This is a genomic window from Saccharopolyspora sp. NPDC002578, assembly GCF_053592695.1.
Window position 1 is genome coordinate 1 of the sequence record NZ_JBSFWJ010000052.1, and the last position, 23,915, is coordinate 23,915.

General features: G+C 71.0%; 23 protein-coding genes. 10 read left to right on the top strand and 13 right to left on the bottom strand.

Annotated features, from left to right (window positions below; translation table 11 throughout):
* Nucleotides 1-124: 124 nt before the first annotated feature.
* The 5 genes from ACWD38_RS21980 to ACWD38_RS22000 form a co-directional block, all read right to left on the bottom strand.
* Entirely contained in the window at nucleotides 125-988 is an 864-nt protein-coding gene (locus ACWD38_RS21980; protein ID WP_184479127.1) for a crotonase/enoyl-CoA hydratase family protein, read from the bottom strand.
* A gap of 137 nt (nucleotides 989-1,125) precedes the next feature.
* Complete coding sequence (locus ACWD38_RS21985) at nucleotides 1,126-2,202, bottom strand: acyl-CoA dehydrogenase family protein (protein WP_450124798.1); 1,077 nt, start codon at nucleotides 2,200-2,202, stop codon at nucleotides 1,126-1,128.
* Between the two features lie 16 nt (nucleotides 2,203-2,218).
* Nucleotides 2,219-3,460 carry an acyl-CoA dehydrogenase family protein gene (locus ACWD38_RS21990; protein ID WP_450124799.1) on the bottom strand — a complete coding sequence of 414 codons (1,242 nt, stop codon included), beginning with the start codon at nucleotides 3,458-3,460 and terminating at the stop codon, nucleotides 2,219-2,221.
* Nucleotides 3,461-3,605: 145 nt separating this feature from the next.
* Nucleotides 3,606-4,751, bottom strand: a complete 1,146-nt coding sequence (locus tag ACWD38_RS21995) for a thiolase family protein (protein WP_450124800.1) — start codon at nucleotides 4,749-4,751, stop codon at nucleotides 3,606-3,608.
* 83 nt (nucleotides 4,752-4,834) lie between these two features.
* A complete protein-coding gene (locus tag ACWD38_RS22000) occupies nucleotides 4,835-6,376 on the bottom strand; it encodes an acyl-CoA synthetase (RefSeq protein WP_184479123.1) in 1,542 nt (513 codons plus the stop codon).
* Nucleotides 6,377-6,586: 210 nt separating this feature from the next.
* On the opposite strand from ACWD38_RS22000, the gene ACWD38_RS22005 reads away from it, so the two are divergent.
* Nucleotides 6,587-7,246, top strand: coding sequence for a TetR/AcrR family transcriptional regulator (locus tag ACWD38_RS22005; RefSeq protein WP_343071363.1), 660 nt, complete (start codon nucleotides 6,587-6,589; stop codon nucleotides 7,244-7,246).
* A gap of 689 nt (nucleotides 7,247-7,935) precedes the next feature.
* Here ACWD38_RS22005 and ACWD38_RS22010 read toward each other — a convergent pair.
* Nucleotides 7,936-8,700 (bottom strand): 3-hydroxyacyl-CoA dehydrogenase, encoded by a 765-nt coding sequence (locus tag ACWD38_RS22010; protein ID WP_184479121.1) that lies wholly within the window; start codon nucleotides 8,698-8,700, stop codon nucleotides 7,936-7,938.
* A gap of 303 nt (nucleotides 8,701-9,003) precedes the next feature.
* On the opposite strand from ACWD38_RS22010, the gene ACWD38_RS22015 reads away from it, so the two are divergent.
* Entirely contained in the window at nucleotides 9,004-10,587 is a 1,584-nt protein-coding gene (locus tag ACWD38_RS22015; protein ID WP_450124801.1) for a long-chain-fatty-acid--CoA ligase, read from the top strand.
* A gap of 50 nt (nucleotides 10,588-10,637) precedes the next feature.
* Here the strand turns inward: ACWD38_RS22015 and ACWD38_RS22020 are convergent, their stop codons facing one another.
* The gene (locus ACWD38_RS22020; protein WP_450124802.1) at nucleotides 10,638-11,396 is read right to left on the bottom strand and encodes a PaaI family thioesterase; all 759 of its coding nucleotides are present in this window, start codon (nucleotides 11,394-11,396) and stop codon (nucleotides 10,638-10,640) included.
* Nucleotides 11,393-12,157: a crotonase/enoyl-CoA hydratase family protein gene (locus ACWD38_RS22025; protein WP_184479120.1), complete on the bottom strand. Its 765-nt coding sequence runs from the start codon at nucleotides 12,155-12,157 to the stop codon at nucleotides 11,393-11,395. The genes ACWD38_RS22020 and ACWD38_RS22025 overlap by 4 nt, the downstream gene beginning before the upstream one ends.
* A 295-nt stretch (nucleotides 12,158-12,452) precedes the next feature.
* Between ACWD38_RS22025 and ACWD38_RS22030 the strand changes: the two genes are divergently transcribed.
* The 3 genes from ACWD38_RS22030 to ACWD38_RS22040 all read left to right on the top strand — a co-directional run bounded on the left by ACWD38_RS22030 (nucleotide 12,453) and on the right by ACWD38_RS22040 (nucleotide 15,620).
* Nucleotides 12,453-12,986, top strand: coding sequence for a DUF1697 domain-containing protein (locus ACWD38_RS22030; RefSeq protein WP_450124803.1), 534 nt, complete (start codon nucleotides 12,453-12,455; stop codon nucleotides 12,984-12,986).
* Nucleotides 12,987-13,145: 159 nt separating this feature from the next.
* Nucleotides 13,146-15,011 carry a molecular chaperone DnaK gene (gene dnaK / locus ACWD38_RS22035; protein ID WP_184479118.1) on the top strand — a complete coding sequence of 622 codons (1,866 nt, stop codon included), beginning with the start codon at nucleotides 13,146-13,148 and terminating at the stop codon, nucleotides 15,009-15,011.
* Nucleotides 15,012-15,014: 3 nt separating this feature from the next.
* Nucleotides 15,015-15,620, top strand: a complete 606-nt coding sequence (locus ACWD38_RS22040; RefSeq protein WP_184479117.1) for a nucleotide exchange factor GrpE — start codon at nucleotides 15,015-15,017, stop codon at nucleotides 15,618-15,620.
* Between the two features lie 13 nt (nucleotides 15,621-15,633).
* Here the strand turns inward: ACWD38_RS22040 and ACWD38_RS22045 are convergent, their stop codons facing one another.
* The gene (locus tag ACWD38_RS22045; protein WP_246456764.1) at nucleotides 15,634-16,218 is read right to left on the bottom strand and encodes a TetR/AcrR family transcriptional regulator; all 585 of its coding nucleotides are present in this window, start codon (nucleotides 16,216-16,218) and stop codon (nucleotides 15,634-15,636) included.
* Nucleotides 16,219-16,307: 89 nt separating this feature from the next.
* Here ACWD38_RS22045 and ACWD38_RS22050 point away from each other — a divergent pair, with 89 nt between their 5' ends.
* Nucleotides 16,308-17,228: an aldo/keto reductase gene (locus ACWD38_RS22050; protein WP_450124804.1), complete on the top strand. Its 921-nt coding sequence runs from the start codon at nucleotides 16,308-16,310 to the stop codon at nucleotides 17,226-17,228.
* Nucleotides 17,229-17,667: 439 nt separating this feature from the next.
* Here ACWD38_RS22050 and ACWD38_RS22055 read toward each other — a convergent pair whose 3' ends face one another.
* Entirely contained in the window at nucleotides 17,668-17,892 is a 225-nt protein-coding gene (locus ACWD38_RS22055; RefSeq protein ID WP_450124805.1) for a hypothetical protein, read from the bottom strand.
* 247 nt (nucleotides 17,893-18,139) lie between these two features.
* Here ACWD38_RS22055 and ACWD38_RS22060 point away from each other — a divergent pair, with 247 nt between their 5' ends.
* Both ACWD38_RS22060 and ACWD38_RS22065 read left to right on the top strand, forming a co-directional pair.
* Entirely contained in the window at nucleotides 18,140-18,979 is an 840-nt protein-coding gene (locus ACWD38_RS22060) for a helix-turn-helix domain-containing protein (RefSeq protein WP_450124806.1), read from the top strand.
* Nucleotides 18,969-19,163 carry a DUF397 domain-containing protein gene (locus ACWD38_RS22065; protein WP_450124807.1) on the top strand — a complete coding sequence of 65 codons (195 nt, stop codon included), beginning with the start codon at nucleotides 18,969-18,971 and terminating at the stop codon, nucleotides 19,161-19,163. Before ACWD38_RS22060 ends, ACWD38_RS22065 begins: the two co-directional genes overlap by 11 nt.
* 180 nt (nucleotides 19,164-19,343) lie before the next feature.
* Here the strand turns inward: ACWD38_RS22065 and ACWD38_RS22070 are convergent, their stop codons facing one another.
* Nucleotides 19,344-20,393: a zinc-binding dehydrogenase gene (locus ACWD38_RS22070; protein WP_450124808.1), complete on the bottom strand. Its 1,050-nt coding sequence runs from the start codon at nucleotides 20,391-20,393 to the stop codon at nucleotides 19,344-19,346.
* Between the two features lie 70 nt (nucleotides 20,394-20,463).
* Between ACWD38_RS22070 and ACWD38_RS22075 the strand changes: the two genes are divergently transcribed.
* Nucleotides 20,464-21,033: a TetR/AcrR family transcriptional regulator gene (locus ACWD38_RS22075; protein WP_184479112.1), complete on the top strand. Its 570-nt coding sequence runs from the start codon at nucleotides 20,464-20,466 to the stop codon at nucleotides 21,031-21,033.
* Nucleotides 21,034-21,130: 97 nt separating this feature from the next.
* On the opposite strand, the gene ACWD38_RS22080 is transcribed toward ACWD38_RS22075, so the two are convergent.
* Complete coding sequence (locus ACWD38_RS22080; RefSeq protein ID WP_450124809.1) at nucleotides 21,131-21,715, bottom strand: hypothetical protein; 585 nt, start codon at nucleotides 21,713-21,715, stop codon at nucleotides 21,131-21,133.
* A gap of 151 nt (nucleotides 21,716-21,866) precedes the next feature.
* Here ACWD38_RS22080 and ACWD38_RS22085 point away from each other — a divergent pair, with 151 nt between their 5' ends.
* A complete protein-coding gene (locus ACWD38_RS22085; RefSeq protein ID WP_184479110.1) occupies nucleotides 21,867-22,439 on the top strand; it encodes a TetR/AcrR family transcriptional regulator in 573 nt (190 codons plus the stop codon).
* Between the two features lie 64 nt (nucleotides 22,440-22,503).
* On the opposite strand, the gene ACWD38_RS22090 is transcribed toward ACWD38_RS22085, so the two are convergent.
* The gene (locus tag ACWD38_RS22090; RefSeq protein ID WP_450124810.1) at nucleotides 22,504-23,697 is read right to left on the bottom strand and encodes a macrolide family glycosyltransferase; all 1,194 of its coding nucleotides are present in this window, start codon (nucleotides 23,695-23,697) and stop codon (nucleotides 22,504-22,506) included.
* Between the last annotated feature and the right edge of the window lie 218 nt (nucleotides 23,698-23,915).

Here is a 23,915-nt window from a genome sequence, read left to right on the forward strand (position 1 = left end):
TCAGTGGCTTCCTCGCGAGGACAGCTTTTTCCCTCGTGGCGGAGCCACTTGGGAAAAAGATCCCGCAGCGAGGAAGCCACTGAGGTTCCGCCACCTGACCCCTACCCAGGCCAGGGACAACCTCTCACGGCCAAGGCGGGAGGTAGTCCGGGAAGTCGGTGGTGACCCTGCCTGGGAAGTCGGCGGGGCGCTTCTCCAGGAACGAGGACACGCCTTCGGCCGCGTCCGGGCTCGCGCCGAGGCCGTGGATGGCGCGGGAATCGAGGCGGTGCGCCTCGAAGGGGTTGTCCGCGCTGAGCATGCTCCACATCAACCGCCTGGTCGCGGCGACCGACACCGGAGCGGTGTTGTGCACGATCTCCGCCGCGAGCTCCCGCGCGGTGGCGAGCAGGTCCGCGGCCGGGACCACGCGGGAGACCAGGCCGCCGGACTTCGCCTCGGTCGCGTCGAAGATGCGGCCGGTCGCGGCCCACTCCATCGCCTGCGAGATGCCGACCAGGCGCGGCAAGAACCACGTGGAGGCCGCCTCCGGCACCAGTCCGCGGCGGGCGAACACGAACCCGAACCGGGCGGCCGCACCTGCGAGGCGGATGTCGGCGGGCAGCAGCATCGTCGCGCCCACCCCGACCGCGGCGCCGTTGACGGCGGCGATCACCGGTTTCTTCGATGCCGCGATGCGCAGCGAGCAGGTGCCGCCGCCGTCGCGCGGCACGCCGTCCTCGGTCAGGCCCGTCGCCCGCGACTCCGGGTCTCGGGAGTCGTAGTCGAACGTGCCCGCGCCGCTGCTGAGGTCGGCGCCGGCGCAGAACGCCCGTCCCGCGCCGGTGAGGATCACCGCGCGCACCTCGTCGTCGGCGTCGGTGGCGTCGAAGGCGCCGAGCAGTTCGCGGCGCATCACGTCGGTGAACGCGTTGAGCTTCTCGGGGCGGTTCAACGTGATCGTGGCGACCTGCTCGTGCACCTCGTAGGAAATCTGCTGGTAGGTCAACCCACACCTCACATCCGCGACGGAGCGTTCAACGGGAATTTCTTGCGGAACCCTGCTGATCCGGACGACGAGGACCGCTCGGCGGTGCTCGTCCGTCCACCACGCCCGCCAAGGCTGCCGCCGGAGTCGTGCGGGGACTACACGCCCATCAGGTCCGCCAGCCGCAGCCGCCGGTCCCGTTCCGAGCCGAAAAGGACCTCGGAGGTCTTGGCGCGCTTGTAGTACAGGTGCGCGTCGTGCTCCCAGGTGTAGCCGATGCCGCCGTGCAGCACGACACCGTCGGCCGCCGCCCGGAACGCGGCCGGAGCGCAGAAGACCTGCGCGACGGCGGCGGCGATCGGCAGCTCGTCCGGGTCCTCGTCGGCGGCCCACGCGGCGTGGCGCAGCACGGAGACCGCCTGCTCCCAGGAGCCGTGGAGGTCCGCCAGCGCGTGCTTCACGCCCTGGTAGGAGCCGATCCGCCTGCCGAACTGCACCCGGACCTTCGCGTACTCGGTGGTCATCTCCAGCACGCGGCGCATCCCGCCCACCTGCTCGGCGGCCAGCGCCACCGCGGCCAGGTCGTCCACGCTCGACCGCACCGCGTCCGGGTCGGCCGTGTCCAGTCGCGTCGCGCGAGCGCCCGAGAGGTCGATCCGGGCGAGCCGCCGGGTCGGGTCGAGGGCGCGCAAGGTCGTGCGGTGCACTCCGGACGCCGTCGTGTCGAGGGCGAACCAGCCGGTGCCGTCCGGCGTCGCGGCGTGCACCAGCACCACATCGGCCACGTCACCGGAGATCACCGGTGCGAGCCTGCCGTCCAACCGCCAGCCACCGTCGCGTTCGGCGGCCTCGGCGCCGTGCGCGACGGTGCCGATGAGCTCCCCCGCCGCCAGCGGCGGCAGGTACCGCTCCCGCATCCCGACGTCGTCGACGGCGTTGAGCACGTCGACCGCCAGCACCGCCGAGGCGAGGAACGGGGACGGCACCAGCGTGGCGCCGAGTTCCTCCGCCACGACGGACCGCTCGACGTGCCCCGCGCCCGCTCCGCCGTGCTCCTCGGCGACGACGAGCCCGAGCACGCCGAGCTCCGCGCCGGCACGTCGCCACAGCACCCGGTCGAACCCGTCGGCGGTCTCCAGCACGTCCCGGACCCGCTCAGGCCCGGCCTGGTCGGCGAGGAAGTCGCGCACCGCCGTGCGCAGGTCCTCCTGCTGTCCGGTCAACACCAATCGCATGTGCGCACTCCCGGGTTCAGGTGGTTTCGCGTTGCGTGCCGACGCGGAGGTCGCGGAACGGCACGTCCCGATCGACCTGGGGTTCCTTGGGCAGGCCGAGGATCCGCTCGCCGATGATGTTGCGCTGCACGTTGTTCGTGCCACCGGCGATGCTGGAGGCGGGCACCGCGTTGATCGCCACCGCCAGTTCCTCCGCCGCCTCGTCACCGGGTTCCCAGGCCACCGCGTCGGTACCGGCGATCTCCCCGGCGGCGTGCAGGGCCTGCCACAGCAGCATGGCGCCGCCGAGCTTGCCCACCGAGCCGCGCGCGCCGGGTGGGGTCCCGGACTCCGCTTCCTGGCGCAGCCGGACGCTGAACAGCTCCAACGCCCGCTCCGCCGCGTGCAGACCGGCGAGTTCGGCGCGCACCTGCGGGTCGGCCGCGGTGCCGTTCTCACGCGCCAGCCGCGCCAGGTTCGCCGCACCCAGCGGCTCGTCGCGGCGCCGGGTGGCGCCGCCCAGCGAGACCCGCTCGTGGCCGAGCATCGTCACCGCCGCGCGCCAGCCCGCGCCGACCTCGCCGAGCACCGCGTCCGCGGGCAGCCGCACCTGGTCGAAGTGCACCTCGTTGAACGGGCTCCGGCCGGTCATGTCCCGCAGCGGGCGCACCGCGACGCCCGGGGCGCGCATGTCCACGATGAACATCGTCAAGCCCGCGTGCTTGGGCACGTCCGGGTCGGTGCGGGCCAGCAGCGCGCCGAAGTCGGCGTGCCGCGCGCCGGAGGTCCACACCTTCTGGCCCGTGACGATCCAGTCCTCGCCGTCGCGCACGGCCTTCGTCCGCAGGCTCGCCACGTCCGATCCGGCGTCGGGTTCGGAGAACAACTGGCACCAGATCTCCTCGCCGCGCAGCAGCGGCCGGACGTAGCGCTCCCGCTGCCGGTCGGTGCCGAGGTCGACCAGCGTCGGCCCGCACATCCCGAGGCCGATCACGAACGGCCCGGTCGGCAGGTCGTGCCCGGCGGCCTGCTCCCGGAACGCCTGCTCGTGGGCGGCGGTGGCGCCTTGGCCGCCGCACTCGGCGGGCCAGGTGATGCCGGCGAAACCGGCGTCGTAGAGCGCGGCCTGGAACTCCCGCGCGACCGGGATCAGCTCGGCCGGCTCCAGCTCCGACCAGTTCGCGGGTATCGCCGAGTCCAGGAATTCCCCGGCCCGCCGGGAGAATTCGCCGAGCGAAGCGGCCTCGGCCGCCGCGCCGGATCCGGTCGGCTCCGTCATCTGCGCCACCGTCCCTGTCCGAAGTCCGTGCGGAACGTTCTTTCCGCTGTGCTCGTCAGCGGCGGAACCGCTGCTTGACCAGGTCCACCACCGGCTGCGCTTCCTCGGAGCGTCCCACCGGGCAAGTCCGCCGGGAACGACTCGGTCAGAGCCGTTCCAAGATCGTCGCGTTGGCCTGGCCGCCGCCCTCGCACATGGTCTGCAGGCCGAACTCCGCGCCGCTGTCGCGCAAGTGGTGCACCAGGGTCGTCATGATGCGCGCCCCGCTCGCGCCCAGCGGATGCCCGAGCGCGATGGCACCGCCCAGCGGGTTGAGCGACTTGACGTCGGCACCGATCTCGGCGAGCCAGGCCAGCGGCACCGGCGCGAACGCCTCGTTCACCTCGAAGGCACCGATACGGTCCACCGACAACCCGCTGCGGCGCAACGCCTTCTTCGTCGCGGGGATCGGCGCGGTCAGCATGATCACCGGATCGTCCCCGGCGAGCACGGCGGTGTGCACGCGCGCCAGCGGGCGCAGGCCCAGCTGCGCGGCCTTCTCCCCGGTCATCATCAGCAGCGCCGCCGAGCCGTCGCTGATCTGCGAACTGTTCGCGGCGGTGATCACGCCGTCCTCGCGGAACGCGGGCTTGAGCCCGCCGAGCTTCTCGACGGTCCCGCCACGGCGGATGCCCTCGTCCTCGTCGACGACGGTGCCGTCGGGCAGCGCGATCGGCGCGATCTGCGCGTCGAAGGCTCCGGAATCCTGCGCGGCGGCGGCCTTCTCGTGCGAGCCGATGCTGAACTCGTCGAGCCGAGCGCGGCTGAGGCCCCAGCGCTGCGCGATCATCTCCGCGCCGATGCCCTGGTTCGGCGGGGTGCCGCCGTAGCGCTGCATCAGCCGCGTGCCGAACGGGTCGGCGCCGTTGACGGTGCTGCCCATCGGCACCCGGCTCATCGACTCGATGCCGCCCGCCACGACCACGTCGTAGTGCCCGGCGACGAGCCCGGCCGCGGCGAAGTGCACCGATTGCTGCGAGGAGCCGCACTGGCGGTCCACCGTCACGCCGGTCACCGTGTCCGGCCAGCCCGCCGCGAGCACCGCGTTGCGGGCGATGTCCAGGGTCTGCTCGCCGCCTTGGCCGACGCAGCCCCACACGACGTCGTCGACGACACCGGGGTCGATGCCGGTCCGGTCCACGAGCGCGTCCAGCACTTGGGCCGACAGGTCGACCGGGTGCACTCCGGACAGCGCTCCGTTCCGCTTGCCGACCGGGGTGCGCACTGCCTCCACGATCACCGCGTCGCGCATGGCGTTCCTCCCACCGAGATAAGCAGTCAACTCTGACTGTAAACGAGGTGGCGCCGTCCGGCGTTACGCCGAACGAGCGCGGTTCACACCGGTTCGGCCGCGTACCTGGCTTTCAGCACGCCCTTGACGAGCTTGCCCGTCGGCGTGCGCGGCAACTCGTCGAGGAAGTCCACGCTGCGCGGCACCTTGTAGTGCGCGATCCGGGCGCGCACGAACTCCAGCAGCTCCCGCTCCAGCTCCGGCCCGGACTCGACGCCGGGCGCGGGCTGCACCACCGCCTTCACCGCCTCGCCCATCTCCGGATCCGGGACGCCGATGACCGCCACGTCCGCGATCCGCGGGTGCAGCGCGAGCAGATCCTCGATCTCCTGCGGGTAGATGTTCACCCCACCGGAGATGATCATGAACGCCTTCCGGTCGGTGAGGAACAGGAAGTCCTCGTCGTCCAGGTAGCCCACGTCCCCGACCGTCGCCCAGTTCTCGTGCTCCGGATGCCGGGCCGCGCGGGTCTTGTCCGCATCGCCCCAGTACTCGAACGCCTGCTCCTCGCGGTCGAAGTAGACCGTGCCGACCTGGCCGACCGGGAGCTCGACCCCGTCGTCGTCGCAGATCCGCACCGTGCCGAGCACCGATTTCCCCACCGAGCCCGGTTTCCGCTGCCACTGCTGCGAATCGATGAACGTCATGCCGATGCCCTCGGTCGAGGAGTAGTACTCGTAGAGCACCGGCCCCCACCAGTCGATCATCGCCTGCTTCACCTCCGCCGGACACGGAGCCGCGGCGTGCACCGCGACCCGGTGACTGGAGAGGTCGTAGCGGTTCCGGACCTGCTCGGGCAGCTTCAACATCCGGATGAACATCGTCGGCACCCACTGGCTGTGCGTGGCGCCGTAGCGCTCGATCGCCCGCAGCGCCTGCTCCGGTTCGAACTTCTCCATCAGCACCACCGTGCCGCCCAGCGCGTGCGTCGAGGCGCAGTAGCGCAGCGGCGCCGCGTGGTAGATCGGCGCGGGCGAGAGGTACACCGAACCCGAGTCGATCCCGTACAGCTGCGAGGCGACCACCGTGAGGATGTCGCCCTCCTCGCCGACCTGGCGATCCGGGAGTTCCGGGCGAATCCCCTTGGGGCGCCCCGTGGTTCCCGACGAGTACAGCATGTCCGCGCCCCGCGGCTGGTCCGCGGGCGGCACCGGCGAGGACTCCGCCAGCGCCGCCTCGTAGTCGCCGTAGCCGTCGACCTCGCCGCCGAAGGCCAACCGGACCCGCACGTCCGGCGCGGACGCGGCCACTTCGGACGCCGCATCGGCGAGCGCGGCGGACGCGATCAGCGCCGCGGCTCCGGAATCGCCGACGATGTAGGAGATCTCGGCCGGGGTGAGGTGGCTGTTGACCGCGGTGACGTAGAGACCGGACCGCACGGCGGCCCAGTACACCTCGAAGGCCGGCAGCGCGTTGTCGGTCAGCAGCGCCACCACGTCGCCGCGCTCCAAGCCCGCTTCGCGCAGCGAGTGCGCCAGCCGGACCGACCGCTCCTCCAGCTCGCCGTAGGTGAGCCGATCCCCGGAACCCGCCATGATCACGGCGGGCCGGTCCGGGGCGGTCGCGGCATGGGCACCTGGATACATGCGGTTCCTCCTCGAACCTCGACCTCGCCGCGCGCCCGGCCGCCCACGCCGCGGGCCTCCGCCGCCCGGCGACGCGGCGGAGGCCACCGCGGCCCGGCGGCACCCGGCTCGGGCGCCCCGGACCAACCGAGCCTGGCACCGCCGCACGGCGGCGGTCAATGCCGACTGCTTCCGGGTCATGTTCAGTCCACCAGCGGGTACGCTGTCCCGGTGGTCGAGTCCGAAACGGCGAACGCACGCACCCCGAGCTCCGGCGGCGCACCCCGCACGCGCGAGGAACGCACCGCCGACAGCCGAGCGCTCATCCTCGACGCCGCCGTGGACTGCCTCATCGAGCACGGCTACGCCGGCGCCTCCACCCTCGTGATCCAGGCGAAGGCCGGAGTGTCCCGAGGGCGGCTGCTGCACCACTTCCCCTCGCGCGACGGGCTGCTGGTCGCCGCCGCGCAGCACCTGGCGAACACCCGGCTCGCGCAGACCCAGGTGCACGCCCAGCACAAGCTCGCCGAAGAACCCGAGGGCCCGGCGCGCGTCGACCGCTGCATCGAACTGCTGTGGGAGACCTTCCAGGAACCGCACTTCTGGGCCGCGATCGAACTGTGGACCGCCGCCCGCACCAACCCCGCGCTCGGCGCCGCGCTGCGCCCCGAGGAACGCGGGCTGCGCGCCGCGATCCGCGACGTCACCGACGGCATCTGGGGACCGGCCGTGCGCGAACACCCGCAGTACGAACTGCTCCGCGAGCTGCTGTTCACCAGCATGCGCGGCGCCGCGATGCCCTACGCCTTCGAAGACCGCTCCCCCGCCACCGACCCGCACTTGGCGCTGTGGAAGGGATTGGCCCGCAGGCTGCTGTTCGACCAGGAGTGAGCGGGTTCGGCGCCCTGGCGCGTGCGGCACCAGCTCGGTGGGTGCGTTCGCCCGTGAGTTCCGGCAGATCCTGAACGACCTCATGATGATCTTCGAAAGCACCGCGCCGCGATGGCCGCCGCGCGACAGCCGAGCACGCCCTCATCGCTCCGCCACCCCGAGAGCCGCAACCCTGTCCGGAGTGAACGGACCGTTCGTCCAATCCCGTTGGACAAGCGGTCCGTTCACCCACCGACCACCCGACTCCGCCGATGAGTGAACGGCCTGTTCGTCCAATCCCGTTGGACGAACAGGCCGTTCACTCCGAACCACAGCCGCACTGATGCACTGCTCATCGCGCCATGCGACGAATCTCCGCATGGCGCACGGGCTTTCCCGAGTGAACGGACCGTTCGTCCCATCTCGTTGGACGAACAGTCCGTTCACTCCGCGATCGCAGGTCTCGGCCGGAACCCGGAGGTGAGGTGAACGGCCCGTTCGCCCAATCCCGCTGGACGAACAGTCCGTTCACTCCGCGATCGCGGGCCTCGGCCGGAACCCGGAGGTGAGGTGAACGGCCCGTTCGCCCAATCCCGTTGGACGAACAGTCCGTTCACTCCGCGATCGCGGGCCTCGGCCGGAACCCGGAGGTGAGGTGAACGGCCCGTTCGCCCAATCCCGTTGGACGAACGGTCCGTTCACTCCGCGGGTCAGCGGGGTGCCATGCGGATGGAGCCGTCGAGGCGGATGACCTCGCCGTTGAGCATCGGGTTGGCGACGATGTGTTCGGCCAGAGCGCCGAATTCGTCGGGTTCGCCGAGCCGCGAGGGGTGCGGGACCTGCTCGCCGAGGGAGGCCTTGACCTCCTCGGACGCACCCGCCAGCAGCGGGGTGTTGAACAGGCCGGGTGCGATGGTGACGACCCGGATCAGGTGTTCGGCGAGGTCGCGGGCGATCGGCAGCGTCATGCCGACCACGCCACCCTTGGAGGCGGAGTAGGCGGCCTGCCCGACCTGGCCGTCGAAGGCGGCGGCGGAGGCGGTGTTGATGATGACGCCGCGCTCCTCCCCGACCGGTTCGTGCGCGATCATCCGCTCCGCCCCGAGGCGCAGCACGTTGAACGTGCCGATCAGGTTGATGTTGATGATCTTCGTGAACGCCTCCAGCGGGAACGGGCCGCGCTTGCGGCTCACGACCCGCAGCGCGTTGCCGAGGCCAGCGCAGTTGACGACCGCGCGCAGCGGCCCGAGCTCGTCGGCCACGTCGAGCGCGGCGGCAACCTGGGTCTCGTCGGTGACGTCGGCTGCCGCGAACCGCGCGGCGGAGCCGAGTTCGGCCGCGACCTGCTCGCCCTGGGACGTCGGCAGGTCCAGCAGCACGACGCTGCCGCCCGCCGCCACCAGCCGCTTGGCGGTGGCCAGTCCGAGCCCGGACGCTCCCCCGGTGATGACGGCGACGCCACCCGCGATGTCCATGCGTTCCTCCTCGCCCCGACGGGGCCGACCGAGGCCCCAGCCAGTCAGTGATGACTGTTTTCTACGGCACGCGGGGCGCGGAGGGCAAGAACCCCCTGAGCAGTCAGGGTTGACCGCCACAGGTCGACGATCGCACCATGGACACCGGACGACGCAAGCGGTCCGCACCCTCGACGACCGGCCGCCGAACGGTTCCCCCGGCTCGCAACACCCCATCGCCGACACGCCACGGCCCCCTGCCTCGTTGTCCTGACGTCACCGGATTTCGCCGCCCCATCCGCCCCTCAACGCCGAGGAACGCCGATGCACACGCCCCAGTCCGCAGGTACCGGCATGACCAGCAGCGACCAGGTCGCCCGGCACGCGCGCAAGATCCCCGACGCGGTCGCGCTGCGCTTCGGCGAGGACGGCCGCACCTACCGCGAGCTCGACGAGCGGCTCAGCAGGCTCGCGAACGCGCTGCTGGCGCGCGGGGTGCGGCCGGGAGACCGGGTCGCGGTGCTCGGGCTCAACGGACTCGAGGTCGCGGAGGCCTACCACGCCTGCGGGCGGATCGGGGCGATCTGCGTGCCGATCAACTTCCGCCTGGTCGCCGACGAGGTCGCCTACGCGCTCACCGACAGCGGAGCCGCCGCGGTCGTCGTCGACGCGCCGCTCGCGCCCGTGCTGGGCAAGGCCCGCGAGCAGGCCGACGTGCGGACCTGCCTGGTCGTCGGCGAGGACGCCACCGCAGCCGGGCCGGGCGCGGAGCGCTACGAGGACGTGCTCGCCGCGGCCGGTCCGGAACACCCCGGCATCGACGTGGACGAACGCTCACCGGCGTACATCATGTACACCTCCGGGACCACCGGCCGCCCCAAGGGCGCGGTGCTCACCCACCACAACCTGCTGCTGCACTCGTTCAGCATGATGGCGCACCTGGGCACGCCCGCCGGGGAGCGCGTCGGGATCTCCGGCGCTCCGCTGTTCCACATCGCCGGGGTCTCCGGCATGCTGCCGAACCTGCTGCTGGGCGGGAAGACGGTGCTCTCGCGCTCCGGGCGGTTCGACCCGGCGGAGATCGTGGACGTGCTGGAGCGCGAGCGCGTCTCGGACTGCTTCTTCGTTCCCGCGCAGTGGCAGGCGATCTGCGCGGTGCCGGGCGTCGCCGAGCGCGACCTCTCCGCGCTGCACCGGATCTCCTGGGGCGCCGCCCCCGCGTCCACCACGCTGCTGCGCACGATGATCGACACGTTCCCGCAGGCCCAAGTGGTGACCTCGTTCGGCCAGACCGAGTGCAGCCCGGTCACCACGTTGCTGCGCGGTGAGGACGCGTTGCGCAAGATCGGCTCCGTCGGCACGCCGATGCTCAACGTCGAGGTCCGCGTGGTGGACGTGGCGATGAACGACGTCCCGCGCGGCGAGGTCGGCGAGATCGTCTACCGCGGCCCGACGGTGATGCGGGAGTACTGGGGCAAGCCCGCCGAGACCGCGGACGCGTTCGAAGGCGGCTGGTTCCACTCCGGCGACCTGGTGCGCGAGGACGAGGACGGCTACTACTACGTGGTCGACCGGAAGAAGGACATGATCATCTCGGGCGGGGAGAACATCTACTGCGCCGAGGTGGAGGACGTGCTCGCCGGGCACCCGAAGGTCGCCGAGGTCGCGCTGATCGGCGTGCCGGACGAGAAGTGGGGCGAGACGCCGCTGGCGGTGCTCGTGGCCCGTGACCCGGCGGACCCGCCGACACCGCAGGACGTCGAGCGGTACTGCCGCGAGCACCTGGCCGGCTACAAGCGACCGCGCCACGTCACGATCCTGCCGGAACTGCCCCGGAATCCGAGCGGGAAGGTCCTCAAGACCCGCCTCCGGGCCGATCGCGAAGCGGGCGACCTCCCCGACGCGTGAGGGGCCGCCGATCGTGTTCCGCGCGGCGGCGGACCACGATCGGCCGCCGGTCAGTACCGGTCGCGCTGCCAGCTCGGAAGGCGGGAGTCGCCGAAGATCCGGCTGGCCTGCTCGGCGCTGGGCACGACGAACACCCCGGACGCCTCCACCAGCACCCGATCCGGTTCGTCCTGGGTGGTGATGGTGGCCTGCGGGCCGGTGCGGCGGTCGGTGATGGACTCCTCCGGAACCCACGCGGTCAGCCGCAGCGGTGTCTCCAGCGGAACGGGCCTCCGGTAGCGCAGCGACAGCGCCACGGTCATGCCGGGCCGCCCGAGGGCGGCGTGCGCGTGCCCGAGGATCTGGTCGATGAGCATCGCGCTCACCCCGCCGTGGGTGTAGCTGTGCGGCCCTTCGTAGGCGAGCCCGAGCGTGCAGGTGCCGACGACGACGCCGTCGCCGACCTCGACGCGCATCGGCGGTGCGATCGGGTTTCCCGGCCCGACCGCGGGGTTGTACATCCGCCTGCCCGGCTTGGCGTCGTCGATGGACGGCGCCGTGTGCCGGGTGCGGGAGGCCGCACTCAGCGGCCCGGTCAGGTCCCGCGCCTGATCGGCGATCTTGCGCAAGGTCGCGGCGTCCACCTCCGTGCTGGTGGCGGCGGCGGTGAGCGCGCGCAGCGCGTCGCCGAGTTCGCGCGCCGCGCGGGCTCGGTCCTGGTCTCGGTCCTCGCCGGAGCCTTCGGGGTCGGTCTCGGCGTCGGACTGGCGGTACGGGGCGATGGCGGTGCTCTCCTTGCTGGTCGTACGAGGCGGGTGCGGTTCGGTCACTCGCCGCGCCAGACGGGGGCGCGCTTCTCGGCGAACGCGCGGGCGCCTTCCTGGGCGTCGGCCGACGCGAACACCGGCCCCACCAGGTCGGCCTGCGCGGCGAACGCCTCGGCGTCGGTCCAGCGCACCGCGCCGGAGACGATCTGCTTGGTGGCGCGCACCGCGAGCGGCCCGTTGGCGGCGACGCGCGCCGCGAGCTCCTTCGCGCCGTCGAGCGCGCCGCCCGGTTCGGTGAGGGTGTTGATCAGGCCGTGAGCGTGCGCTTTCTCCGCGGTCAGCGGGTCGCCGGTGAGCGCGATCTCCATCGCCAGCTGGTAGGGCAGCGCCTTCGGCAGCCGCAGCAGCCCTCCTGCGGCGGCGACCAGTCCGCGCTTGACCTCGGGCAGCCCGAACTTCGCCTCCCGCGAGGCGACGACGAGGTCCGCCGACAGCGCCAGCTCGCACCCTCCGGCCAGCGCCCAGCCTTCGACGGCGGCGATGAGCGGCTTCTGCGGCGGCTGTTCGGTGAGCCCGCCGAAACCGCGGCCTGGCAGCGCGGGCCGCTCTCCTCGGGTGAACGCCTTGAGGTCCATGCCCGCGCAGAACGTGCCACCCGCTCCGGTGAGGATGCCGATGACCAGGTCGCTGCGGGATTCGAACTCGTCGATGGCGGCGGCGATGCCTTCGGCGACCGACTTGTCGACGGCGTTGCGCGCCTCGGGCCGGTCGATGGTGATCACGGCGATGCCGTCGCCGAATTCGGTGCGGACGCTGTCGCTCACGTGCTGTTCTCCTCTGTTCGCTGAGGGAATCGGCCGCCTCGCCGGTGGTTCGTCCCGCTGCGGAGCGCTGCCGGACTTCGAGTGTTACCCGCCCCCGGAAAAACAGTCAAGTCAGACCGTTCCAGGTCGATACCGGGACCCACCTGGCGATCTTCTCATCCACCCCGCCCGACGACCCGCCGACCGGGACGGCGACCGACCCTCCGGGCACGGTGCGCGAAGTGGAGTGTCGGGGGCGGGAGGGATGCTGCGGGGGCTTTCCGTTTGGGGAGCGGCGAGGGGCAGGAGGTGTCGGGTGCGGCAGGTCGCGTTGCTTCGCGGGATCAACCTGGGCAAGCACAACAGGATTCCGATGGCGGGATTGCGGGAGCTGCTGGCTCGGCTCGGCTTCGACGAGGCCGGGACGCACCTGCAGAGCGGCAACGCCGTGTTCTCCGCCGACATCTCCGCCGCGGAGTCGGAACGGGTGATCTCGGCGGGCATCGCCGAGGAGTTCGGGCTGGACGTGCCCGTGGTGGTCCGGACCCGCGACGAGCTGGCCGCGGTGGTGGCCGCCGACCCGCTGGCCGGGATCGCCGCGGTTCCGGCGCAGTACCTGGTCATCTTCCTGTCCGCGCGCCCCGATCCGGCGGTGCTCGCCGAGCTCGACCCGGCGGCCTTCGCGCCGGACGAGGTGCGGTTCGGCGAGCGCGAGGTCTACGTCTGGTGCCCGGAAGGAGTGCGGAACTCGCGGGTCCCGCAGTCCTGGTGGGAACGCCGGCTCGGCGTGCGCGCCACGGCCCGCAACTGGACCACGGTGACCCGGCTGCTGGAGCTCGCGAACTCCTGACCGTCCCGTTCCGGCGCGTCGCGGGACCACGGCGCGCCGCCGTCCGGCAAGGACGTTGTCCCCTACCGATGTGCCGCGCCGACCTCCGAGCCTGGAAGCAGGAGCCACGTGGTGACGCCGCACGGCCGGGCTGCGGTGTGGCCGAGGCGAGGAGGCGCAATGGGGCGAGCGGTGGGCATCGACCTGGGCACGACGAACTCCGTCGTGGCCGTGCTCGAAGGCGGCGACGCGACGGTCATCGCGAACTCGGAAGGGGCGCGCACCACGCCGTCGGTGGTGGCATTCGCCCGCAGCGGCGAACTGCTGACGGGACAACCGGCGAAGAACCAGGCGGTGACGAACGTCGACCGCACCATCCGGTCGGTCAAGCGCCACATGGGCACCGACTGGAAGACGACGATCGACGACAAGGACTACACCGCGCAGGAGATCAGCGCGCGAGTGCTGATGAAGCTCAAGCGCGACGCGGAGACCTACCTCGGCGAGGAGGTCACCGACGCGGTCGTCACCGTCCCCGCCTACTTCGACGACGCGCAGCGCCAGACCACGAAGGAAGCCGGTCAGATCGCCGGGCTCACCGTGCTGCGCATCATCAACGAGCCGACCGCCGCCGCGCTCGCCTACGGGCTGGAGAAGGGCGAGAAGGAGCAGACGATCCTGGTCTTCGACCTGGGCGGCGGCACGTTCGACGTGTCGCTGCTCGACGTGGGCGAGGGCCTGGTCGAGGTGAAGGCGACGTCCGGGGACACCGACCTCGGCGGCGACGACTGGGACCAGCGCATCGTCGACTGGCTGGTGGAGAAGTTCAAGGCGTCCTCCGGCATCGACCTCACCAAGGACAAGATGGCCTTGCAGCGGATCAAGGAAGCCGCGGAGAAGGCCAAGATCGAGCTCTCCAGCTCGTCGACCACCAACATCAACCTGCCCTACATCACGGTCGATTCCGAGAAGAACCCGATGTTCCTCGACGAGACGCTGTCCCGCGCGGAGTTCCAGCGGATCACCTCCGACCTGCTGGAGCGCACCCGCAAGCCATTCGAGAACGCGGTGCGCGACGCGGGGATCTCGGTGCAGGACGTGGACCACGTGGTGCTGGTGGGCGGGTCGACCCGGATGCCCGCGGTCACCGAGCTCGTCAAGGAGCTCACCGGCGGCAAGGAACCGCACAAGGGCGTCAACCCCGATGAGGTCGTCGCCGTCGGCGCCGCCCTGCAGGCCGGTGTGCTGCGCGGTGAGGTCAAGGACGTCCTGCTGCTCGACGTCACCCCGCTGTCGCTCGGGATCGAGACCAAGGGCGGCATCATGACCAAGCTGATCGAGCGCAACACCACGATCCCGACGAAGCGCTCCGAGACCTTCACGACGGCCGACGACAACCAGCCGTCCGTGCAGATCCAGGTCTTCCAGGGCGAGCGCGAGATGGCCGCGCACAACAAGAAGCTCGGCAGCTTCGACCTGACCGGGCTGCCGCCCGCTCCGCGCGGGGTGCCGCAGATCGAGGTGTCCTTCGACATCGACGCCAACGGCATCGTGCACGTCAACGCGAAGGACTTGGGGACCGGCAAGGAGCAGTCCATCCAGATCTCCGGCGGCTCGGCGCTGCCGAAGGAGGACATCGACCGGATGGTCTCCGACGCCGAAGCCCACGCCGACGAGGACAAGCAGCGCCGCGACGAGGCGGAAGCCCGCAACCAGGCCGAAACCCTCGTGTACCAGACCGAGAAGGTCCTGGCCGACAACGACGAGAAGCTGCCCGCCGACGTCAAGGACCGGGTGCGCGCGGCAATCGGCGAGACCAACGAGGCGTTGCGCGGCCAGGACGTCGCCGCGATCCAGGCGGCGGTGGAGAAGCTCGCCACCGAATCCCAAGCGCTGGGCCAGGCCCTCTACAGCGACACCGAATCCCCCGCCGGCGGCGCTTCGACGGGCGGAGCCGGTGCGGGCGGCGGATCCACCGGCGGTGGTTCGGGTTCCGACGACGTGGTGGACGCGGAGATCGTCGACGAGCCCGGTACCAAGGAGTGAGCGATGGACGACGATCGCCCCGACGGCCCGCGCCGGAACTCGTTGCCGGTGCCCGCGGAACATCGCCCCGGCAGGCCGCACGTCGTGACTTCGCCCAGGACCGAACCTCCGGGGACGACTCCCCCCGCCGAAGGCGGCGGCTCGGCTGAACCCGACGAGCAGATCAGCAGGCTGCGCGGGGAGCGCGACGCCCACTTGGAGACGTTGCGCCGGGTGACGGCGGAGTTCGACAACTACCGCAAGCGGATGCTGCGGGAGCAGACCGCGCACTTGGACCGCGCGGCCGAAGGCCTGCTGCGGGACCTGCTGCCGGTGCTCGACGCCGTCGAGATCGGCGCTGCGCACAACCCGGAGGCGCTGAGCGCCGTGCACTCGCAGTTGCAGCAGACTCTCGCCGCCGAAGGCCTGCACCGCATCGACCCGCTCGGCGAACCGTTCGACCCGGCCGAGCACGAGGCGGTACCGCCCGAGCGCTCCGAGCCGCGTGCCGTGATCCCGCTGCACCGCGAGGAGATCGGCCCGGGCGCGGTGATCACCGAAGTGCTCCGGCCCGGCTACCAGGTGCACGGCCACTTGATCCGGCCCGCGCTGGTGCGCGTCGGCCACTAACGCGCGGGACCGTTCAGCCGCAGTGAGCGCGGACCGCGTCGAGGATGAGGTCGAGCCGCCGGGCCGTCTTCTCCGGGGCGGCCTCGGCCGCGGCGGAGAAGAACACCCCGAGCAGCAGGGCGACGACGTCGTCGGCCGCCACGTCGGCGCGCAGCGAACCGGCGCGCACCCCGGCCGCGAGGATCGACTCGATCGCGGTGGTGATCCGCTCCCTCGTGGCGGGTGCGGCCATGCTGCCGGATTCCCACCCGGCGCGGAGCGTGTCGAGCATCCCGCGCTTCGTGGCGACGAAGGCCGCATACCGCTCCATCCACGCGCGCAGCGCCGCGTCGGGCGGCAGTTCGTCGAGCAGGGCGGTGGCGCTGGCGACCACGTCGTCGAGCTCGGCCGCGTAGACGGCCTCGACGAGCGCTTCGCGGGTCGGGAAGTGGCGGTAGAGGGTGCCGATGCCGACGCCCGCGTCGCGAGCGACGGCCTCCAGCGAGACGGTGCCCTCGGCGTCGGTGAACGCGGCGCACGCGGCGGCGAGGACCTTCTCGCGGTTGCGGCGCGCGTCGGCGCGGGCTGGACGGGTGTGCGCCGGGTCAGGCTCGGTCAAAATGGAGGTCCCTCCGTCTGTGCTACGGTCGCCATTACCGGAGGCGCCTCCGCCTCCTTCTCCCATCATCTCACCTGCGAGGACCGACCATGACTTCACCCACCTCTTCCTCTGGCGCGGCACGGCCCGGCGGTGTCGGCCACCTCACGGGCCGCACCGTGGCGCGGATCGGCTACGGAGCGATGCAGCTCGAACGACTGCGCGGCGACCGCCCGGCAGGTCTCGCGATCCTGCGCCGCGCCCTCGAACTCGGCGTCGACCACATCGACACCGCGCAGTTCTACGGGGACGGCTTCGCCAACGACGTCATCCGCGAGGCCGCCCGCGACGGCGTGCTCGTCGCCAGCAAGCTCGGCGCCACCCCCGACTCCGGCGGCCCGCTGCCCCTGCGCCTCGCGCAGCGTCCGGAAGAACTGCGCGCGGATCTCGAAGCCAACCTCGCGAGCCTCGGGCTCGACCGGATTCCCCTGGTCAACCTGCGGCGCGCGGACGTCGGCCCCGGACTGATCGCCGACGGCGACCAGCGGGTCGGCATCGACGACCAGCTCGCGGCGCTCACCGCGATGCGCGACGAGGGCAAGATCGGCGCGATCGGCCTCAGCAACGTCACCCTCGACGATCTGCGCCGCGCGCTCCCGGTGGGCATCGCCTGCGTGCAGAACGCTTACAGCCTGGTGGCCCGCAACGACGAGGAACTCTTGCGGCTCTGCGAGGCGCAGGACATCGCCTGGGTTCCGTTCTTCCCGCTGGGCAGCGCCTTCCCCGGCATGCCGAAGGTGACCGACGAACCCGCCGTCATCGCCGCCGCGCGTGCTTCGGGCAGCACGCCTTCGCAGATCGGCCTCGCCTGGCTGCTGCACCGCGCCCCGAACGTGCTGCTCATCCCGGGCACCGCGACCCTCCGGCACCTCGAGGAGAACATCGCCGCGGGTGCGATCACCCTCGACGAGGCGCCCCTCGCCTCGCTCAACGCGATCACGACCAAGCACGGCGACATCATCGGCCGTTGAGGTCGGGCATAGCGCCGAACCTGCGGCCCGCACCCCTACGCCGACGACGCGATTTCCGTGAGAACGTGCAACGCGCGAAGTGCGACGAACCGCGAGTCATATCTTGAGCACGCCGCTCGCATGAACATTCTGATTGGGGCCACCCTGTCCGATTCCGCGAAATCGCGCGTCGCCGAAACGAACGACGACGGGCGAGCGGTTCACGGGTGCAGGGCGAGGCGCTGCGCACTTGGAGCGCGACCCACACCCGCGGCTGCGCGTTGCCGGTGCCCGCGAAACGACCAGCTGCTGCCGGTGCTGGACGCCGTCGAGATCGGCGCCCGGCACCACCCCGAGGCGCTGAGCGCGGTGCACAAGCAGCTGCAACAGACGCTCGCCGCCGAGGGCCTGCACCGCATGGACCCGCTCGGCGAACCGTTCGACCCGAGCACGAGGCCGCTCACCGCGCCATTGGGTCCGCCCAGATCAGGTGCAGCTTGCGGCGGCGGGACAGGTGTCCGACGGCGGATTCGACGGACTTGAACCGCGCCCGGAAGTTCCCCACGGCGGCGACCAGTTCAGCGCAGTCGTCGAAGGCCAGACCCCAGTACCGGACGTGCCCGTCCTCGCGCTCACCGATCTCCTCGCACAACGCGAACACCCGCGGCGGATCGGCCGTCACCATCTCGCGCAATTCCCGCTGAAAATCCGCATACGTCGGTGCGGCGAAAATTCCCGACCAATCCACAACTTCCTCCATCAGTTCACTTTGGACACTCCGGCGGATCCGGCGAGAACGGGGATCGCTACGCTCTCGCCCAACTCGCTGACGGCCGGGAACGTAGCAACACCCGGCACAGCCTGAGAAGCAGCGGATCGCGGTGACACGTTCAGGTAATGCACGCGATCTCGAACATCCGGGGAGGTCGGAATTGCCGAAGTACGCGGGTTCTCAAGCCCGAGCCATCGGAGCTGAGATACGCCAGGCCCGAGATTCACTCGATTGGACACTTGAGAAGCTGGCAGCGGCAACGGACATCTCCCGCTCCACCCTCTCCAGAATCGAGACGGGCGCCCGGCGAGCCGACGTCAGCGAAGTCGCCTCCATCCTCACCGCCCTCGCGGTGACAGGAACGGCGAAGGACCGGCTGATCCGGCTCGCGGGCGACACATCAACAACCTGGGTCGGTATCGGAGATGGAATCCCGCCTCAGCTGAAGGCGATCTCCTCGTACGAAGCCGATGCCCACGCGATCCACGAGTTCCAGGTCTCGGTGATCCCCGGATTGCTCCAAACACCTGCGTACGCACGCTCGTTGATCGGTACATCACCACTGGGGTCCGTCGAACGCGAGCGAGCCGTGTTCTCCAGAGTTGAGCGCCAGGCCGTGCTGACCCGGCCTGGGCTTCGATGCCACAACGTCTTCATCGACGAAGCCGCGCTACGCCGAAACGTCACCGCGAACGCGCGCACGATGATGGAACAGTTGCAGAACTTGATCGCCGTAGGACATCTACCAGGACGATCCGTTCGGGTGATCCCCTTTTCCGCCGGTGCGTACTGGGGCTGCGAAAGCTCTTTCACGCTATACGAGCTCGACGGCAATCACGTGGCATACCAGGAGAACCAGGCCAGCGGGGTGTTCATCGAAGGCAAAGATGCAGACATATACGTGAAAGTCCTGGACAATCTCACCGATGTTGCACTGAGCTCGTCGGAGTCGAACGACTTGATGTCCACCTACCTGAAGGAACACGATCATGATCTTTGAGTTCCGCAAGAGCAGCTACAGCGGCGGCGGGGGCAGTGGGACCTGCGTCGAGGTCGCCCTCAACATCCCCGCAACCTGCGCCATCCGCGACAGCAAGAACCCCACCGCCACACCTCTGATCTTCTCCCGCCGACACTTCGCCACCTTCCTCGAAGGCCTCAAGCACAACACCCTCACCTCCTGACGCCGATGGAGCGAACGACCCCTTCGCCCAACGAGAACGGGCGAAGGCGGCGTTCATTCCCGGGGAACACGCATCGCGTCGAGCACGAGGTCGAGCCGCCGGGACGCCTGATCCTCGTCCCCCGTTCCCCGCTTCCGCGAAATCGCGTGTCGCCGAAACGAACGGCGTCGGGCGACCGGTTCACGGGTGCAGGACGAGCTTGCCGACGTGGTTGCGGCGCGCGAGTTCCTCCTGTGCCCGGGCGGCTTGCTCCAGCGGGAACGTCGCGGCGATCACGGGCTGGACCTCGGCGCGGCGGGCGAGGTCCACGAGCAGTTCGAAGTGGGCGGGCGTGTGCATCGCGGAGCCGATCACCTGCGCGTTGTGCAGGTAGAGGCGGCGCACGTCCAGGGTCGTGCGGTATCCGCCGAGCGCGCCCGCGATCACCCACCGGCCGCCTTCCCGCAGCAGCGCAACCCCTTCGCTCACCAGGTCTCCCGCCACGACGTCGAGCGCGACGTCGACGCCACCGGGCGCGGCGGCGCGGAGCTGGTCGACGACGTCGCCCGCGCGGTCGACGACAGCGTGCGCGCCCGCCTCCCGCACCGCCCGGATCTTGGATCCGCTGCTGATCGCGAGCACCGTCGCCCCGCGAGCACGGGCGAGCTGCACCAGCGCGATGCCGACGCCGCCGGAGGCGCCGGAGACCAGCACCGTCTCGCCCGCCCGCACCCGGCCCCGCTCGATCATGCCCAGCGCGGTGCCGTACGCGGTCGGCAGCGCCGCGATCTGGTCGTCGGTGAGCGGGGAGTCGGTGACGTCGTGGACCCGCCGCGCCGGTGCGGTCACGTACTCGGCGTAGCCGCCGTCGCGTTCGCTGCCCATCAGCCCGACCGGGTTCGCGTCCGGGCCGTCGGCGTCGTAGATCGCCGGGTCGACGACCACTCGGCGGCCGACGAGGTCGTCGGCCACGCCCGCGCCGACCGCGACGATCCGCCCCGCCACGTCGGCGCCCTGGATCCGCGGGAAGTCGATGGGGCCGCGCCAGCCCGACAGCGCCTCGGGGTCGTCCGGACGGCCGTAGGCACCGCCCCTGGTCCACAGGTCGGTGTTGTTCAACGCCACCGAAGCGACCCGCACCAGCACTTCCCCTTCGCCCGCGGCGGGCACTGCCGCTTCCACCGGTTCGAGGACCTCCGGTCCCCCGTGCGTCGTGATCCGGACCGCGCGCATGGTCTCGGGCATGACCATCGTGAACCTCCCTAGATATACTGATCGGTGAACCCCTGCCCACGGTACACCGACCTGTGAAGTGAGCTCGATGCAGGAAGCACGCCCCCTGACAGCGGCCGGGAGCCGCATCGCGACGGCCGCCGAGGAACTGTTCTACGCCAACGGAATCACCGCGGTCGGCGTTGACCTGATCGCCGAACGCTCCGGCGTCACCAAGCGAACCCTCTACAACCAGTTCGGGTCCAAGGACCGGCTCGTCGCGATCTACCTGGCGCAACGCGGCGAGCGCTGGCGGTCGCTGGTGCGCGCCACCGCGGACGCCTGCGAAGACCCCGCCGAGGCCGTCACCGCGCCCTTCGAAGCGCTGCGGACCTGGAGCGCGACCCACGCCCGCGGCTGCGCGTTCACCAACGCGCTGGCCGAGATCCCGGACCCCGCGCACCCGGCGCACGGCATCATCGCGGACCAGAAGTCCTGGTTGCGGGACCTCTTCGAGGAGCTCGCCACCGCCGCCGGCTGCCCGGACCCCGGCACCCTCGCCACCCGGCTCCTCCTCCTGCACGAGGGCGCGCTGGCGATGCAGCCACTCCCCCTCGACACCCTCGCGGACGCCATCGAGCTCGCGCGCGTCCTGGTCCGCTCGGACACCTCGCGCTGACGCACCGGCGGCGACCGGGCACGCATGGTCCCGGTCGCCGTCGCACCTCGCGTTCTCGCGGAGTCACCGGCCCCACCGGACCGGCGGCGGACAGCGGTCAGCTCGCCCGGACTGCCAGGCGGTGCAGCCGGAGCGCGGACAGCAGGAAGAAGATGCCGCCCAGCAGCGCATAACCGGCGATGGAGCCGAGCGAGGCGTCCGGCCCGTCGGCCATCAGGACGAAGCCGGTGCCCGCGATCGTGGAGATGCCCCCGCTGAGGATCATCGGCCACTGGCCGCCGAGCCGGTAGCGCAGGATCGCGACGAGCAGCTGCACGAGGCCCGCGGTGATCGCCCACGCCCCCCACACCCGCAGCACGCCGGGGATGCCGACGGGGATCGCGACGACCAGACCTGCCGCGGTGAGCAGGCTCAGCCCCATGTTGACGCAGAGCGGCGCCTTCGGTCGGCCGGCGCCCGACGAGCGGAAGTCGAGCACCGCCGCCGCCACGTCGAACAGCGGGTAGAGCACCAGCAGGACGATGACCGCCGGGCCGAGGGTCCCGGCCAGCACCGCCATCAGCGCTGCCCAGACCAGCGCGAATCCGAACCGGACGTAGTACAGCGCGCGCAGCGACTTGGTGGCCTCGGCGGCGGCCGTGCCGGTGCCGTCGGCTCGGGCGGCTGTTGCGGAGCTGGACATCGGAGCCCTCCCAGGGTGCGGTGTTCCGTTCCATCAGGGAGATAGAACGGTCGGTACACTTGAGCCTGCATCACCCGTCGCGCCGCGTCAAGACCGACCGTTCTATCTGCTAACCTCGCGGCGGCACTCCAGCGAAACGAACGGAGGACGGATGTCGGAGGCACGGGCTCGCCTGCTCGACGCGGCGACGGAGCTCTTCTACGCCGAAGGCCTGCACTCCGTGGGGGTCGATCGCGTCATCGCCCGAGCGCAGGTCACGCGCGCCACGCTCTACCGGCACTTCCCCAGCAAGGACGACCTGCTCGTCGCATACCTGTCCCGCGCCGACGAGGCCATCCGGGCGCGGACGGAGCAGGCGCGCGCCACCGGCACCGATCCGGACGACGTCGTGCGAGCCGTCGGCCGAGCCGTCACCGACGACATCCGGGGACCGGGATTCCGGGGCTGCGCGTTCCTCAACGCCGCCGCCGAGTACCCCGACCCGGAACACCCCGTCCACCAGGCAGTCCAGGCGCACCGGCAGTGGTACCTGGCGACGATGGTCGACCTGTTCACCGGGATCGGGAAGATCGACCCGGCCCCCGCCGCCCGGCACTTCGTGATGCTGCGCGACGGCGCGATGGCCGCGGGCTGCCTGACCGACCCGCAACCCGTGTGCGACACGTTCACGCGCGGAGTCGAGGGGCTGCTCACCTTCCGCAGCCGCGCGGAGCCCGAATCCTGACCTGAACGCGCGCGAACGGCCCGCCCTCCCGGCGAAGGGAGGACGGGCCGTTCGGGTGCGGCGGTCAGCCCAGGAACTTCTCCAGGGCATCGGCTCCGGCGGAGGCTCCACCCCCGGCGAGGACGGCCTCGCGCATCTCGGCCAGGTTGGCGCGGATCCGCTCGTCCGCTGCGACCTCGTCCACGGTCGTGCGCAGCAGCTCCGGCGTGAGGTCCGCGGCTTGCAAGCGCTTGCCGAGGCCGAGCTCTTCGGCGCGGTCGGCGTTGGCCGCCTGCTCCGGCATCTGCGGAACGGCGATCGGTGGCACGCCGTAGTACAGCGTCTCCATCGTCGAGTTCATGCCGGTGTGGGTGAGGAACGCCGACGCGTGCTGGAGCACCGCGGGCTGCGGGAAGCTCGGGCGCACCTCGAAGTTCTCCGGGATCTCGCCCAGGTCGGCGACGTCGACGACCTTGCCGATGGACATCGCGACCTGCCAGCCGGAGTCCCGGAACGCCTCGATGCACAGCTGGAAGAAGTCCGGGCGCTGGTTGAACACGGTGCCCAGCGAGATGAACAGCAGCGGCGACTCGGGGTGCGCCGGCTTCCAGTCGACGATGCCGCGCTGACCGACCGACGGGCCGATGAACTCGAACCGGTCGTCGAAGGTCTCCGGGCGCAGCTGGAACTTCTTCGGCAGGAACACCAGGTTCAGCGGCGACGGCGGCGCCTGGCCGAACGCGGCCGGGTCGAAGCTCACCCCGAACTCGGTGGTGATCTCCTTGAGCCGAGCCATGAAATCCTGCAGGACCGGGTGGCTCGGGTCGAACGCGTCCTCGTCCTCGTTCGTCATGATGTCGCGCAGCGAGAACTCCTCGTTGCCCGCGAAGTGCGGCACCAGCGCGACTTCCGGCACGCCGAGCTTCTCGGCGAGCATCCGGCCGGTGAGCTCGCCCTGGTCGAAGCACACCGCGTCCGGCCGGTCCTGCTCGAAGTGCGCCAGCAGCTTCGGGAAGGACTCCCGGACGTCCTTCAACCGGAATTCGAGCAGCGGGGCCATGGCTTCGGGCGTGAACTTCGTGAAGTTCGTGGGCATCTCGGGCATCACGGTGCCGGTGTCGAGCAGCCCCGCACCGACCGCCTGGACGGCGGCGTGGAATTCGGGGCCGATGGCGTAGGTGACGCGGTGCCCGCGCCGGACGAGCTCCTCCACCAGCGGCAAGGTCGGATTGACGTGCCCGTGCGCGGTCATGCTGACGAACGCGAAGTGCTTGCTCATGTTCCCCTCGGGATGCCCCTTGCCCGGTCGGCCGCATCGCCGCACCCGGATGACGGCGCCCATGTTCCTCCGAACGCCACGCACGGCAAAGGTGTTTTCCGCGACGCGAACCGGTCTCCACCTCGTCCGCACGCCTGATGAGCAGCGGGAATCCATGCGATCAGGTTCGTGTGTGATACGCGTCGGGATGGAACAAGACCGACCAATCGGTCAGCTCG